Here is a 14170-nt window from a genome sequence, read left to right on the forward strand (position 1 = left end):
CCCTGACTTTCTTCACTTGCCGCGTCCGCCGTTTCGCCGTCCGTGATCGGGGACGGGATGCTTCGGTCCGAGAGCTCTCCATATCCTTGTTTCATATGGAGGAACGGTCATTCGAGCTCACCGGAGCCGTTCTTGGCGATCTTCGATATAGCATTAGCTTGAAGCGGGATCGACCATCAGAGGAGGCCTTATCACCTGATCTTCGACGAGTGCCGCGAACAGGACGTGGTCCTGCCACTTGCCGTTAATCAGCAGATAGCGTCGGGCGAAGCCTTCGCGGACAAAGCCGGCCTTTTCAAGGAGCCGGATCGAGCGCTCGTTGTGCGGGATCGAGGCCGCCTCCACCCTGTGCAGCCGCAGATCGCGGAAGGCGAATTGCAGGAGGCGCGGGACCGCCTCGCCCATGAGGCCGTTGCCCGAATAGGCCTCGCCCATCCAGTAGCCGAGCGAACAGGACAGCGAGACGCCGCGGCGCACGTTGGAGAGCGTTGCGCCGCCGAGGAGCTGCTCGTCGGAGCTGCGGAACAGGAAGAAGGGATAGCCGCTGTCTTCGCGAATCTCGCGCTGGTAGCGCTTGATCCGTCGCTTGAAGGCAGTGCGGGTCAGATCGTCGTCGGGCCAGCGCGGCTCCCACGGTTCCAGGAAGGAACGGCTCGTGGCGCGCAAGGTGGCCCAGGCCGGGAAGTCGGCCATCGTCGGTGCGCGCAGATAGCAGCGCTGCGTGTGCAATGTTGGTCCTGCTTCGCCGGCAACGACGCGCAGCAGTGTCATCGGGCGCGTCTCGCCTTGCGCGGCTGATGCAGCGGCGCCTGGATGAGCGGCGGCATCGGCGCGCCAAGCTTGCCGGCAATGACATCGAGGCCCGGCAGCCCTTTGATCGGCCCGATCGCCGACAGCGTCGGCGGTGCCTGTGTCATCAGGCGGACGATGAAGTTTCTGACGTCCTGCACGCCGACCCGGTTGATCTCGCGAACCATTTCGTCGAGCGGGATGGCGCGGCCATGGAAGAGGATATGCCGGGCGATCTGTCCGGCCCGGGCAGCCGGGCTTTCGAGCGTCATCAGCAGCCCGGCGCGAAGCTGCGCCCGCGCCCTTGCGACTTCGGCCTCGGAAATGGTCTCGGCGGCCCGCTTCAGTTCCTCGATCGTGGCATCGACGAGCGTTGCCGCATCGTCTCCTCCCGTCGCCGCGTGAATGCCGAACAGGCCGTCGTCCGAATAGGCCCAGTGGAAGGCATAGACGGAATAGCAAAGGCCGCGGCGTTCGCGGATTTCCTGAAAGAGACGGGATGACATGCCGCCGCCGAGCACGGATGCCGCGATCTGGGCCGTCATGAAGTCGGAGGAATGGTAGGTCGCGCCCTTGAAGCCGAGGACGATCTGCGCCTCCATCAGGTCGCGCTCCTCGCGGCGCTCTCCGCCCCTGTAGACGGCGACCGCCTCCGGCGGCGGCGCGGCATGGGCATAGCCCTCGAAACGCTCGCTGGCCATCCGGACCAGTTCGGCATGATCCATCTTGCCGGCGGCCGAGATGACGGTGCGCGGACCGACATACTGGCGCGCGAGATAGTGCCGCAGGGCCGCATTGTCGAAGCCTGTCACCGTCTCGACCGAGCCGAGGATCGGCCGCCCGATCGGCTGTTCGGGAAAGGCTGCCTCCTGGAAGAAGTCGAAGACCAGATCCTCGGGCGTATCGAGGCTCGCGCCGATCTCCTGGGTGATGACGTGCTTTTCCCGCACCAGCTCGGTCGGGTCGAAGACCGAATCCTGGATGATGTCGGACAGGATATCGAGGGCGAGCGGCAGGTCGCCGGCAAGCACGCGGGCATAGTAGCTGGTGCTTTCGATCGAGGTCGCGGCATTGAGTTCGCCGCCGACATTCTCGATCTCCTCGGCGATCGCCGTTGCGGACCGCCGCCGCGTCCCCTTGAAGGCCATATGTTCGAGGAGATGCGAGATGCCGCTTTCGGCGGTGGTTTCCGTGCGGGATCCGGCCGCGACCCAGACACCGAGTGCGGTGGACGCCAGATGCGGCATCGATTGCGACACGATCGTGATGCCGTTGTTGAGCTTGGAAACCTCCACCACCATATTTTTATACCTCTGCCGCTGCCGCGCGCGTGTTCCCCATAATGAAGTTTTCAATCGTGGAAAGGTCGTTGGCAAGCACGCTTTGTCGTTCCTGCCGCGCGAAGATGTCGCCGAGGCGTTCCGGAAGCTCCGGATGGTGGCCGGAGGCCTTGCGCACCGCGTCCGGGAACTTGGCCGGATGGGCGGTCGAAAGCGTGATCATCGGCTCCGCGCCGAGATGGTCGTTGGCGACGAAAACCCCTGTTGCCGTATGCGGATCGAGCAGGTAGCCGCAATCGGCCAGCACGCCCGCAATCGTCTGCGCGGTCGCGTCTTCGTTGCAGCGCCCGGCGGAAAAATCCCGCCGGATTTCGGCCAGCACTTTGTCGCTCAGGGTGAAGGCGCCCGACTGGCCGAGCGCGTTCATCCACTGGCCCACGGTCTCGCCGTCGCGTCCCGAGGCCTCGAACAGCAGGCGCTCGAAATTCGACGACACCTGGATGTCCATCGACGGCGACATCGTGGCACTGACGCCGCGCACCTCGTAGCGGCCGGTCTCCAGCGTGCGCACCAGGATGTCGTTGACGTTGGTCGCGATGATGAGCTTCTCGATCGGAAGGCCCATCTTCTTGGCGACGAAGCCGGCGAAGATGTCGCCGAAATTGCCGGTCGGCACCGTGAAGCTGACCTTGCGGTGGGGCGCGCCGAGGGCTGTCGCCGCGACGAAGTAGTAGACCACCTGCGCGACGATGCGGCCCCAGTTGATGGAGTTGACGCCCGACAGATGCATCCGGTCGCGGAAGGCGAAGTGATTGAACATCGCCTTCACCTGCGCCTGGCAGTCGTCGAACGTGCCCTCCAGCGCGATAGCGTGGACATTGGCGTCGGCCACCGTCGTCATCTGGCGCCGCTGCACGTCGGAAACCCGGCCATGCGGGAAGAGGATGAAGATGTCGGTGTTGTCGCGCCCGCGGAAGGCCTCGATGGCCGCCGAGCCGGTGTCGCCGGAGGTCGCACCGACGATCGTCGCCCGCTCGCCCTTGCGCGCGAGGCCGTGGTCCATCAGCCGGGCGAGGAGCTGCATCGCAACGTCCTTGAAGGCGATCGTCGCGCCGTGGAAGAGCTCCAGCAGGAAGTGGTTCGGGGCGATCTGGACGAGTGGCGTCACCGCCGGATGATGGAAGCCGGCATAGGCTTCGCGGATCATGGCCTTCAGTTCGGCCTCCGGAATGTCATCGCCCACAAAGGGGGAAATGACCGCGAAGGCGACATCCGCATAGGGCTTGCCCGCCAGTGCGGCGATGTCGTCGTGCGAAAATTGTGGCCAGCTTTCCGGCAGGTAGAGACCGCCGTCGCGGGCAAGACCGGTGAGGACGACATCGGAAAAACCAAGGACCGGCGCACGGCCGCGTGTGCTGATGTACTTCACGAAAAAGCTCAGTGGGCTCGCTGAAAATCGAAACGAGTACCGCCGCGCGGCGCTCGAGGCTCGGCGAACCTATCGGGCAAGCGGTGTGACCGCAAGTCGGCCGATCCGGACGCAGGAAGGGCCGGGGCCTCAGGCGTGCCCGGCCTCCGAGGACAGCAGCGCCGGCGTGATGCCGAGAAGAGCGAGGGCGCGGTCATAACGGTCTTCCAGTCGTGTCTGGAAGATGATCTCCTGGCTTGCCGGGGCGGTCAGCCAGCCGTTCGCCTGGATCTCGCTTTCAAGCTGGCCCGGCGCCCAGCCGGCATAGCCGAGCGCGAGCAGCGCGTTCTCCGGACCTCTCCCGTCGGCGATTGCCTTCAGAACCTCGACGGTGGCCGTCAGCGAGATGTCGGCATTGACCGGCAGCGTCGAACTTTCGAGGTGATAGTCGGAGCTGTGCAGCACGAATCCGCGCCCGGTCTCCACTGGCCCACCCTGGTGCACGTGCATGCTGCCCGCCATTTCCGAGACACGGATTTGACGGTCTTCGGGAATGACGTCGAGCTGCACGAGAAGCTCTTTCATCGACAGGTTGGGAGCCTGCTTGTTGATGATGAGGCCCATGGCGCCATCTTCGGAATGCGCGCAGATGTAGACGACCGACCTGGAAAAATTGTCGCCGGACAGCCCCGGCATGGCAATCAGGAGTTGGCCGTTCAGATAGGTTGACTGAAGCTCCATCGCTCGGCTCCCTGGTCGGAACATTGGCAGATTCATTGGCGGCGTTGTCAGACCCGGATCCGGCGCCCCGGATCGGGGCCGTGCTTCAACGGGAAATCGACGCCTGCCGTCGAGACCAAAGCAATGATCGGACCATCCACTCGGCGGTCCCGCCCATCGCATCTGCCGCATTGCACCGAAAGGATAACGCGCTTTGGGCCAAACACCAATTGGCGAATTGCCGGATGCAGTTGGTATGGGCGGCTTTGACGGCAAACGTCCCGGGAACGGCGCCAAGCGTCACGCCAACGTGAGCATCCGGGCGGCATTTGTGTCTCGTCTGAAACGCCGTCAGGCGGTAAATCAGGCTATCCGCCGGACGGTCCTCATGGAGGACGGGGACCGGATCGCGCCATGACGATCACGACGATGAATTGAGTGTTGCATGAAGCTCTCGCCCTTAGTCGGTTCCGCCTTGCTGCTGTTGTCCCTTGCCGCGACGGCCACCGGGGCCATTGCCGCCGGTCCGACGGTGCCGGAACCCGAGGTGACGCTTCGTCCGGCCGATTTTTCGCAGGGTGCCTATGACCTCGCGCTGACGATCGGTCTTCCGGAGGGCTGGCACACTTACTGGCGCAACCCGGGGGATGTCGGCGTCCCGCCCCTGATCTCGACCGAGGGAAGCGAGAATGTCGGCGCGCTGAAGGTCGCCTTTCCCGCGCCCGTGCGGCATTTCGACGGCTATGCGGAATCGATCGTCTACGAGGGTGGTGTGACGCTGCCCCTGCGCCTGACACCGGGCGAGCCCGGCGAACCGGTCCACCTGAAGCTCAGCCTCCTCTTCGGCTATTGCCTGGATATCTGCGTCCCGGGGCAAGCCGACTTCGACCTGACGCTCGCGCCCGACATGGCGACCGATGCGGCTGTCGAGAGTGTCCTGACGGATGCCCGGAGCCACGTGCCGATGCCCGAAGGCGAGGGAGCGCCGGCGCAGTTGGTTTCCTTCGATCCTCATGGCGAGAGCAATGGCAAGCCCGTCTACCGCCTGGTCGTCGAAACCGCAAAGCCGGCGGACGGCAAGGTCGATGTCTTCGCCGAAGGGCCCGAGGGATGGTCCCTGCCGCTCCCGCGGCCTGTTGCGGTCGACGGCGACGAAGGCAACCGGCACGTCTTCGACCTGACCATCGACGGTCTTCCGCGCAAGGCCGATCCCCATGGCGCGGACCTGCGCTTCACGATTGTCGCGGGCGACAAGGCCGTGGAAGCGGTGCGCAAGCTGCCCTGACCGGCAACACCCCTTGCCCGCCGATTGTCACACGTCATATGTAGATGCCCGTAAGGTCCGCCGTCTGTCGCGGGGAGGGCAGCTGCGCGGTGAAGCCCAATCCCTTTCGTACTCGCGGGAAGGCATCCCTGAAGGTGCGCGCCGCCTTTCGTTGTGTGGCGGACTTTCCGGGAACCGGTTTCCGATTTCAGGTTTGAAGCTGTAGCAAGGAGCAAGACATGACGATTGCCGTTGGCGAGAAGCTGCCCGAAGCCACTTTCATGGTCCCGACCGCCGACGGTCCGGCCAAGAAGACGACATCCGATGTCTTCGGCGGTCGCAAGGTCGTGTTGTTCGCGGTGCCCGGCGCCTTCACGCCGACCTGCCACATGAACCACCTGCCGGGCTTCCTGGACAATATCGACGCGATCAAGGCCAAGGGCGTCGACGCCGTGGTCTGCACCTCCGTCAACGACCCCTTCGTCATGGGCGCCTGGTCCAAGGCCACCGGCGCGGACGGCAAGATCGAGATGCTCTCCGACGGCTCGGCCGATTTCGCCAAGGCTGTCGGCCTGGAACTCGACATGACGCCGCGCGGTTTCGGCATGCGCTCGCAGCGCTACGCCATGATCGTCGACGATGGCGTCGTAACGTCGCTCGATGTCGAGGAAGCTCCGGGCTCGGCGACAGTGTCGGGCGCCGCTGCCGTCATGGAAAAGCTCTGACAGCTGGCTTTGAGCACCGCTCAATGAAATGGCGGTTCGTCCTGTCGGGCGGGCCGCCATTGTCGTTTCAGGGTCAGGCGTCGAGGCCGCCCCAGACCTTCATTGCCTCGATGACGGGAGCGGCGTCGACAAGGCGGCGAACCACCGTTTCCGCACCGGCGTCCGTCAGCATGTCCGCATGCCCGGGCCAGCTGTGGCTGCCGCCGGTGAAGCCGACGACGCGCATGCCGGCCGCGACGGCGCCCTCCACACCGTGGACGGAATCCTCCAGAACGATGACATCCCTCGGGTCGACATCGAATTCCCTGGCCGCATAGAGGAAGACGTCCGGAGCCGGCTTGCTGAGCTTGGTGCCGACTTCCTTGGCCGAGAAGATATAGGGCTTGAAGCGGTCGTAGAGCTTGGCGGACGTCAGCGAGAGCTTCAGCCGTGCGCTCGTCGAGTTGGAGCAGATGCAGCGGGCATCGTCGAGCCGGTCGAGCAACTCGTGCGCCCCCTCGATCGCCGGCACGGAGGCGATGCGCCGGTCGATCTCGGCATCGGCGCGAGCCAGGAAATCCTCCGGCAGGGAGCGGCCGATCTCTTCCTCCACGGCCTCCATGATCTTGGCGCCGGTCAGTCCCGCGAAACGGGCATTCATCTCCTCGATCGAGATCTCGAAGCCGACTTCCTTGAACAGATCGGCGTTCACCTGCGCCGAGATGGTTTCGCTGTCGACGAGAACGCCGTCGCAATCGAAAATGATGAGCATGATGATCCTTGCAAGATAGAGGTATGGACGGCATCCGGGCTGCCCTGGAGGCTGGCGCCCAATTCCGTCCCTACTGGCCTGTCCTTGTTGGCCTGTTCTACTGGAACGCCGTTTCCATGAAACTGCGCAGCTTTCTGGAATGCAGGCGCTCGCTGTGCATCGCGCGCAGGCGTTCCATGGCCCTGAGGCCGATTTCCAGGTGCTGGCCGACCTGCGTGCGATAAAAGGCACTCGCCATGCCGGGCAGCTTCAGTTCGCCGTGCAGCGGCTTGTCGGAAACGCACAGCAGCGTTCCGTAGGGAACGCGGAAGCGGAAACCGTTGGCGGCGATCGTCGCCGATTCCATGTCGAGGGCGATGGCGCGGGACTGGGAGAAGCGCTGCACCGGCTCATGATGATCCCTGAGTTCCCAGTTGCGGTTGTCGATGGTGGCGACCGTGCCGGTCCGCATCACGCGCTTCAGTTCCCAGCCCGTCAGACCCGTCACTTCGGCCACGGCCTCCTCAAGCGCGACCTGGACTTCGGCCAGAGGCGGGATCGGAACCCAGCTCGGCAGATCCGCATCGAGAACGTGGTCTTCGCGGACATAGCCGTGGGCGAGCACATAGTCGCCGAGCTTCTGGGAGTTCCTGAGGCCGGCGCAGTGCCCGAGCATCAGCCAGGCATGGGGGCGCAGAACGGCCACATGGTCCGTGATCGTCTTGGCGTTCGACGGGCCGACGCCGATGTTGATGAGCGTGATGCCCGAATGGTCGTCCCTTGCCAGATGATAGGCCGGCATTTGCGGCAGTCTCGGCAGCGCCTCGCCCTCGGAGGGCTCGCTGTCGCCGTTTCTGGTGACGAGGTTGCCCGGCTCGACGAAGGCCGTGTATTCGCTGTTGCCCGAGGCCATGATTGCCCGTGAGCGCACCGCGAATTCGTCGACGTAGAACTGGTAGTTGGTGAAGATCACGAAGTTCTGGAAGTGGCGCGGAGCGGTCGCCGTGTAATGCTGCAGGCGGTGCAGCGAATAGTCGATGCGCGGCGCGGTGAAGGGCGCCAGCGGCTGGACTTCGCCCGGACGAAACTCGATCGTGCCGTTGACGATGGCATCGTCCGTGATGGACAGGTCCGGCACGTCGAAGAGGTCGCGCAGCGGAACCGTGAGGTTGCTCACCGCTTCTCCGTCCACGTGAGTGCCTTCGTAGAAGGCGAAATGCAGCGGGATCGGCACGTCGGATTCGCCGACCTCGACCTCGACATTGTGGTTGCGCATCAAAAGGCCGATCTGCTCGGTCAGATAGCCCTCGAAGAGTTCGGGACGCGAGATGGTCGTGGCATAGACGCCGGGGCCGGGCACATGCCCGTAGGCAAGGCGTGAATCGACCTGGCTGAAGGTCGAGACTGTGATGCGGATCGCCGGATAGCAGGCCCTGACCGGCCTTGCCTCGGCCTTGCCGGAAACGATCGCCTCGAAGGACTCGCGAATATGGCGGGTGCTGACTTCGTAGATTTCGCAGAGCTTGGCGACAGCCGCCTTGGGGTCACTGAACTTCTGAAATGCGAATTCGCGTCTGGCTTCGGTCATTGGCGCCTTCAATCCGTCTTGCCGCCTCCCGGCAGGGCTTTTGGTCGTCTGGAATCGGCGCAAGTCATAGCACAAACGCGCAGCTTTGGGCGGTCGGCCGATGCATGCCTCCCGGGCGCCTGATGCAGGTGGCGGCTTGCAGGCTTTGGTAAACAAACAATTGAAATAGAATAAAATTTTGCCGTCGGTGTTTAACTTGCGATTTACCTTGTCCGGGCAAAGTTCGTCTCGAGGCCGGGTGGCCCGCGTACCTTCAGTAATGCGTAAAAGGTTGAGTGACCATGAGTAACTTGCGTCAGCGGGCGGCGGCGCCGTCCAGGTCCCTCTCACCAACTCTGCCGGGCACGCCCGGTCTGGACCACCCGGCCCATCTCGACCAGATTCTCGTCGGCGATTGCGTCGCCATGATGGAAAGGCTGCCCGCCGGCAGCGTCGACGCCATCTTCGCCGACCCCCCCTATAATCTGCAGCTCGAAGGCGGCCTGACCCGCCCCGACCAGTCCAAGGTCGACGCCGTCGACGACGACTGGGACAAGTTCGACAGCTTCGAGGCATACGACGCCTTCACGCGCGCCTGGTTGATCGCCTGCCGCCGCGTGCTGAAGCCGAACGGCACCATCTGGGTCATCGGCTCCTACCACAACATCTTCCGCGTCGGCACGATCCTGCAGGACCTCGGCTACTGGGTGCTCAACGACATCGTCTGGCGCAAGGCCAACCCGATGCCGAACTTTCGCGGCAAGCGCTTCACCAATGCGCATGAGACGATGATCTGGGCCTCGCGCTCGCAGGACGCCAAGAGCTACACCTTCAACTACGAGGCCATGAAGGCCTTCAACGACGATCTCCAGATGCGCTCCGACTGGCTTCTGCCGATCTGCACGGGATCGGAGCGGCTGAAGGACGGGGAGGGGGCCAAGCTCCATCCGACCCAGAAGCCGGAGGCGCTGCTCTATCGCGTCCTGCTCTCGTCCACCAATCCGGGCGATGTCGTCCTCGATCCCTTCTCCGGCACCGGGACCACGGCGGCTGTCGCGCGGATGATGGGGCGCCACTTCGTCGGCATCGAGCGCGATCCCGCCTATGCCGAAGCCGCCCGCAAGCGCATCGCCGCCGTCACGCCCGCCTCCGCAGAGGGTCTTGCCTCCCAGCGGCCGAAGCGCGCCGAGCCTCGCATTCCCTTTGGGGCCGTGCTGGAAGCCGGCCTGCTCACCCCCGGCGACGAATTGACCGACGCCAAGGGACGCCACAAGGCTCTCGTGCGCGCCGATGGCACGCTGGAAGTCGCGGGCACGACTGGCTCGATCCACAAGATCGGCGCCCATGTCCAGGGGCTCGATGCCTGCAACGGCTGGACCTTCTGGCACACGCAGAAGGACGGCGCGCCTCGCCCGATCGACGACCTGCGCGCGCGCATCCGCGAAGGGCTGGGTCTCGCCAGCTAGGCGCGGGCTTCCCAAAACCTGCCCGATCTCGAAAGGCCCTCGTTCCGGATGTCCCGGACGAGGGCCGTTCTGCTTGCGGAAGCCGGACGGCCGATGACGTGCCGCGATGGGAACGGCTGTCCTGAATTGTGGTGCAGAATGGCAACAAAACAACAAAATCGGTCAGACTGTGAATCATCCGGCGACCAATTCTAAATAAACGTTTAGATGGAATTTCGTCGGAGAAACATGCGTTTTGGGCCGGCAGAAGACAGGGCCGGCACGTCCTCGAAACGTCGATGGCGATGCGTGGACGGCGCAGCAGATGTTGGAGCCGTCGAAGTCGTGAACCGGTGCCAGAGCCGAGGCTGCGGACGAAACGCCAACGGCCCATCTTGATATGAGCCGACCGATGTCTCTCCCACTTTCTCTCTCTCGCAGAAAATTGTGCAGGTGCGCAGAGCGATGCCCGGAACGGCCCAATGTTCACTGAAACAGAACAAAAGTATCAGTTAGTTCGATGGAATGCGCATCGAGTGTGCGGTGCAATATGGAAAACGGGGCCCGTTTGCCGCGGCAGCCGCGAAAAACGGTTGGAGAATTTGGCTAACAGGCTGAATTAAAAGAAAATATTGGGTAGCTCTTGCGTCAGTCCGTGCACTTCATCCGAATACGGGGCAAGACGGCACGAAAAAGGCCCTTCACGATTTTCACCGTGAAGGGCCACATGTCGAATATGAACTGATTACGAAAAAAAATAAATTACTTGGCCGAATGAACGAAACCGACTGGACGGAGCTTGCTGCAGATTGTGCGGACCAACCGGGCAGCAGCCGTGATCGACTTGGACCCCCGACCTCCCTGCAAATTTGACGGCAAAACACCGTCGAGAGTTTTTTAAACATCAGAAGGGTCTTGAGTTCAAGTAAAATCTTGTGGCTTTTTGTGGCTCTGTGCTCAAAATATGGCATTTGTGGCGCTGAAAAATGATGCGAAATCCCCGTTCATAAGCCCGGGCGATGGGGTTCCGCAGCCTTGAGCACTTTCCGCATGACCGTCGGCAATGCTTCTCCGGCAACGGCTTCGCGACTCGACCACCAATGCTTATCAATGGTTTGATTCGCATGATCGGCCACCCCGGTCCAGACCGACAGTACCAGGTGGAAGTGAGTGAACGTGTGCTCCACCGGCCGATTCAATTTCGTCCACTTCGTGCAAATAAATGGAGCAAACTTTTCTGCGTGGTCGGCCGACTGAGCGGTCCATTCCGTTCCCGGAACTTCGGCCATGCCGCCGAGCAGCCCTTTTTCAGGCCGTTTTCTCAAGAGGACGGAGCCATCCGCCTGAAAAACCACGAAGACTGTTCCGTGGCGCGTCGGGCGGGCAGTCTTCGGCGCCTTGCGGGGAAACTGGGCCACATCGGCGTCATGGGCGACAAGGCAGCTTTTCTCCCAAGGGCATAGGCCGCAGACGGGCTTGCGCGGCGTGCAGATCGTGGCGCCGAGATCCATCATGGCCTGGGCAAAGTCGCCGGGTCTGTGATTCGGGGTGACGAGAGTGGCCTTCTCGCGAATCAGCGGTCGTGACCCCGGCAGCGGCTCGGTGAGCCGGAACAGGCGGCTGACGACCCGTTCCACATTGCCGTCCACGACCACGGCGGGCCTGTCGAAGGCAATCGCGGCGATGGCCGCCGCCGTATAGGCGCCGATGCCGGGCAGCTTGCGCAACTCCGTCTCGTTGTCGGGAAAGGCGCCGCCATGGTCGGCGACGACGGCGTTGGCGCAGGCCTTCAGGTTGCGCGCTCTGGAATAGTAGCCAAGTCCGGCCCAGGCTCTGAGAACGTCGTCGAGATCGGCGGCGGCAAGGTCGGCAAGGCTCGGCCAGCGCCGGGTGAAGTCGTCGAAATAGCCTTTGACCGCTGCGACCGTCGTCTGCTGCAGCATGATTTCCGAAAGCCAGACCCGGTAGGGATCGGGCAGGACGCGCCGTCCGGCCGGCTGTGGCGGCACGCGCCAGGGCAGGGTGCGTGCATGGGAATCGTACCAGGCAAGCAGCAGTTTCGGATCGGGTGTCGACATGCGGGCGACATGACTTCGCTTTGCGGTCTTTTTCAAGAGGGCTGAAACCGGCGCCCCGTCGGGCCGCGGGTTTGGCCGGCGAACGGCCTGCGTCGACCAAGGAGGGCGCGAAATTGCCCTTGCCGCTGCAGATGTGGCAAAGAGCGCCCAGCCGTGCGATGATTCGGCGTCGAGGGCGCATGGCCCCTTAGTGTTCGGAAACAAGGCGCCCAGGCGGAACAGCCGGCGTTCAGGATTCCACCATCATGTCCGAGTGGCAGGAAAATCAGCGCAGACGCAAGGGACCGGTGCCGATCGCCGACATGATTCCGGGTGCGCTGTCGCCTGCCTGCCGCAAACGCGGCTTCAATTCCGTCGAGCTGGTGGCCCATTGGCCGGACATCGTCGGCGATATCTACGCCGAGACGACCCAGCCTGATCGCATCACATGGCCGCGTCTGCCGGCAGGTGTCGAGGTCGACGCAGCCGAACCCGCGACGCTGACGTTGCGGGCAAGCGGGACGACGGCGCTGCGCCTGCAGCACGATCTGCCGCGGGTGATCGAGCGGATCAACATGTTCTTCGGCTGGCGCGCGGTCGGGCGCATCCGCATCGTCCAGATGCCGCTTCAGCCCAGCCTGCGCCGGCAGAGGCCGAAACTGGGGGCGCTGCCGGAGGAAAAGCGGCAGAAGGTGCATGAGGCTTGCGCCGGAATCGAGGACGACGGGCTGCGCGCGGCGGTGGAGCGCCTCGGCCGGGCTCTTGCATCTCCGCGCCGTCCGTAGTCTTTGCATTTCGCTGGATTGGCGTGGATCACGCGATCATGCCGCTATTGAAAAGTGGTGTGCTGAATTTCCGGACGCCAAATATTTGGCTGCAAGATTGAATAGGTTATAGAAAAGGAAAGTCACGCCAAGACAGCAAGATGCGACTGTCAATTGGAGGCCGGTCTGAAATGCGACCTCTATTTTTGTTCCTTTGCCTACTTCAATTTGCTGCAACGCCGTCATTGGCCGACTGGGTTCAACAGCCTTATGTGGACCAAGTGTCAAGTTGGACGGAAATAATCAATGAGATTGGACAGCGCGAGAAACTGGACGATTCCCAAATGGCGTATACGAAGCGAATGATCGGTGCTTGGATCGTTTTGGGGCCGTGCCGTGAGTCGGATAAGGCATTGAGTGAAGAAAAACAGCTTAGACGAGATGCTATCTCAGCAATGTCCCTGCCAAATCCCAATAGCGCCATAAACCGAGTACTTCTCATGTCGGTTGCGATGTTGAGCGCCGTGAATCTTGGACGGGAGCCCCCTGAAAATGTCTGCCGATTTGGACATGACATGATTAGGTGATCAGCGTCTTCACGAAAAGCTGATCGCCTTGGGCTGCACGAGGATGAAAGCCCTTTGCCTGACGCGGCGTTCGGCCATATTTTCAGGTTCCATTCAGCTGGCATCGACTAGGCATGCCTTTAGCGGCCGGGTGCGGACAGCCCCGGAAAGACAGTCTTCGAGAGGATAAAGAATGATCACGCGTCGAAACCTGATGATGACGAGCGCCGCCGTTGCCGGCCTTGGGCTGCTTCCGGGCCTCGTCACGGCGGCCCGGGCCGAAAGTTACGACAGCGTCGAACTGATGGTTCCAGGTCCCCTGGGCGACGAGGCTCTGGGCGACAAGACCGCCGCCGTCACCGTCATCGAGTATGCCTCGATGACCTGCGGCCACTGCGCCCATTTTCACGAGACGACCTTCGAGCCCTTCAAGAAGAAGTATGTCGACACCGGCAAGGTCTATTTCATCTTCCGGGAGTTCCCGCTCGATCCCCTCGCCGCCGCCGGCTTCATGCTGGCCCGCGAGGCGCCGGGCGACAATTTCTTCCCCATGGTCTCGCTGCTCTTCCACACCCAGAAGGAGTGGGCCTATTCGGACGATCCGGTCGCGGGCCTTCTGAAAATTGCCAAGCAGGTGGGTTTCACACAGGAAACCTTCGAAGCGACCTTGAAGAATCAGAAGCTCCTCGATGCAGTGAACTGGGTCAGGGATCGGGCTTCGAACCAGTTCGGCGTGAACGCGACGCCGACCTTCTTCATCAACGGCGAGAAGATGCCGGGCGCCCTGTCGATGGACGAAATGGACAAGGCCATCGAGCCTTTGCTGAAGAGCTGAGTACGGCGCGCGTCGCCGGG

12 protein-coding genes are annotated in these 14170 nt (G+C 62.9%); 5 read left to right on the forward strand and 7 right to left on the reverse strand.

What is annotated here, in order from left to right:
- Positions 1 to 153 precede the first annotated feature (153 nt).
- The 4 genes from HDIA_RS05640 to HDIA_RS05655 form a co-directional block, all read right to left on the reverse strand.
- Positions 154 to 771, reverse strand: a complete 618-nt coding sequence (locus HDIA_RS05640) for a GNAT family N-acetyltransferase (RefSeq protein WP_099555157.1) — start codon at positions 769 to 771, stop codon at positions 154 to 156.
- Positions 768 to 2090 carry a M16 family metallopeptidase gene (locus HDIA_RS05645; RefSeq protein ID WP_099555159.1) on the reverse strand — a complete coding sequence of 441 codons (1323 nt, stop codon included), beginning with the start codon at positions 2088 to 2090 and terminating at the stop codon, positions 768 to 770. The genes HDIA_RS05640 and HDIA_RS05645 overlap by 4 nt, the downstream gene beginning before the upstream one ends.
- Positions 2091 to 2094: 4 nt before the next feature.
- On the reverse strand, positions 2095 to 3498 hold the full coding sequence (thrC, locus tag HDIA_RS05650; protein WP_099555161.1) for a threonine synthase: 1404 nt from the start codon (positions 3496 to 3498) through the stop codon (positions 2095 to 2097).
- 129 nt (positions 3499 to 3627) lie between these two features.
- Positions 3628 to 4254, reverse strand: a complete 627-nt coding sequence (locus tag HDIA_RS05655) for a YqgE/AlgH family protein (protein ID WP_099555163.1) — start codon at positions 4252 to 4254, stop codon at positions 3628 to 3630.
- Positions 4255 to 4642: 388 nt separating this feature from the next.
- Between HDIA_RS05655 and HDIA_RS05660 the strand changes: the two genes are divergently transcribed.
- On the forward strand, positions 4643 to 5482 hold the full coding sequence (locus HDIA_RS05660) for a protein-disulfide reductase DsbD domain-containing protein (protein ID WP_099555165.1): 840 nt from the start codon (positions 4643 to 4645) through the stop codon (positions 5480 to 5482).
- A 218-nt stretch (positions 5483 to 5700) separates the two neighbouring features.
- Positions 5701 to 6186: a peroxiredoxin gene (locus tag HDIA_RS05665; protein ID WP_099555167.1), complete on the forward strand. Its 486-nt coding sequence runs from the start codon at positions 5701 to 5703 to the stop codon at positions 6184 to 6186.
- 73 nt (positions 6187 to 6259) lie between these two features.
- On the opposite strand, the gene HDIA_RS05670 is transcribed toward HDIA_RS05665, so the two are convergent.
- Both HDIA_RS05670 and HDIA_RS05675 read right to left on the reverse strand, forming a co-directional pair.
- Positions 6260 to 6937, reverse strand: coding sequence for an HAD family hydrolase (locus HDIA_RS05670; protein ID WP_099555170.1), 678 nt, complete (start codon positions 6935 to 6937; stop codon positions 6260 to 6262).
- A gap of 97 nt (positions 6938 to 7034) precedes the next feature.
- Positions 7035 to 8504, reverse strand: coding sequence for an AMP nucleosidase (locus tag HDIA_RS05675; RefSeq protein ID WP_099555172.1), 1470 nt, complete (start codon positions 8502 to 8504; stop codon positions 7035 to 7037).
- A gap of 281 nt (positions 8505 to 8785) precedes the next feature.
- Here HDIA_RS05675 and HDIA_RS05680 point away from each other — a divergent pair, with 281 nt between their 5' ends.
- Positions 8786 to 9949 (forward strand): site-specific DNA-methyltransferase, encoded by a 1164-nt coding sequence (locus HDIA_RS05680; protein WP_099555174.1) that lies wholly within the window; start codon positions 8786 to 8788, stop codon positions 9947 to 9949.
- Positions 9950 to 10932: 983 nt separating this feature from the next.
- On the opposite strand, the gene mutY is transcribed toward HDIA_RS05680, so the two are convergent.
- Positions 10933 to 12006: an A/G-specific adenine glycosylase gene (gene mutY / locus HDIA_RS05685; RefSeq protein WP_099555176.1), complete on the reverse strand. Its 1074-nt coding sequence runs from the start codon at positions 12004 to 12006 to the stop codon at positions 10933 to 10935.
- Between the two features lie 245 nt (positions 12007 to 12251).
- On the opposite strand from mutY, the gene HDIA_RS05690 reads away from it, so the two are divergent.
- The gene (locus tag HDIA_RS05690) at positions 12252 to 12770 is read left to right on the forward strand and encodes a DUF721 domain-containing protein (protein WP_099555178.1); all 519 of its coding nucleotides are present in this window, start codon (positions 12252 to 12254) and stop codon (positions 12768 to 12770) included.
- A 738-nt stretch (positions 12771 to 13508) separates the two neighbouring features.
- The gene (locus tag HDIA_RS05695) at positions 13509 to 14150 is read left to right on the forward strand and encodes a DsbA family protein (protein WP_173796188.1); all 642 of its coding nucleotides are present in this window, start codon (positions 13509 to 13511) and stop codon (positions 14148 to 14150) included.
- The last annotated feature ends 20 nt before the right edge of the window (positions 14151 to 14170 follow it).

The organism is Hartmannibacter diazotrophicus, assembly GCF_900231165.1.
In the GTDB taxonomy this organism is placed as follows: Bacteria; Pseudomonadota; Alphaproteobacteria; order Rhizobiales; family Pleomorphomonadaceae; genus Hartmannibacter; species Hartmannibacter diazotrophicus.

Coding starts and splice junctions, on each gene's coding strand:
- HDIA_RS05645 (WP_099555159.1), bottom strand. CDS start 2,090: ATGGTGGTGGAGGTTTCCAAGCTCAACAACGGCATCACGATCGTGTCG.
- HDIA_RS05655 (WP_099555163.1), bottom strand. CDS start 4,254: ATGAATCTGCCAATGTTCCGACCAGGGAGCCGAGCGATGGAGCTTCAG.
- HDIA_RS05675 (WP_099555172.1), bottom strand. CDS start 8,504: ATGACCGAAGCCAGACGCGAATTCGCATTTCAGAAGTTCAGTGACCCC.
- HDIA_RS05690 (WP_099555178.1), top strand. CDS start 12,252: ATGTCCGAGTGGCAGGAAAATCAGCGCAGACGCAAGGGACCGGTGCCG.
- HDIA_RS05660 (WP_099555165.1), top strand. CDS start 4,643: ATGAAGCTCTCGCCCTTAGTCGGTTCCGCCTTGCTGCTGTTGTCCCTT.
- HDIA_RS05695 (WP_173796188.1), top strand. CDS start 13,509: ATGATCACGCGTCGAAACCTGATGATGACGAGCGCCGCCGTTGCCGGC.
- HDIA_RS05640 (WP_099555157.1), bottom strand. CDS start 771: ATGACACTGCTGCGCGTCGTTGCCGGCGAAGCAGGACCAACATTGCAC.
- HDIA_RS05665 (WP_099555167.1), top strand. CDS start 5,701: ATGACGATTGCCGTTGGCGAGAAGCTGCCCGAAGCCACTTTCATGGTC.
- mutY (WP_099555176.1), bottom strand. CDS start 12,006: ATGTCGACACCCGATCCGAAACTGCTGCTTGCCTGGTACGATTCCCAT.
- HDIA_RS05670 (WP_099555170.1), bottom strand. CDS start 6,937: ATGCTCATCATTTTCGATTGCGACGGCGTTCTCGTCGACAGCGAAACC.
- HDIA_RS05680 (WP_099555174.1), top strand. CDS start 8,786: ATGAGTAACTTGCGTCAGCGGGCGGCGGCGCCGTCCAGGTCCCTCTCA.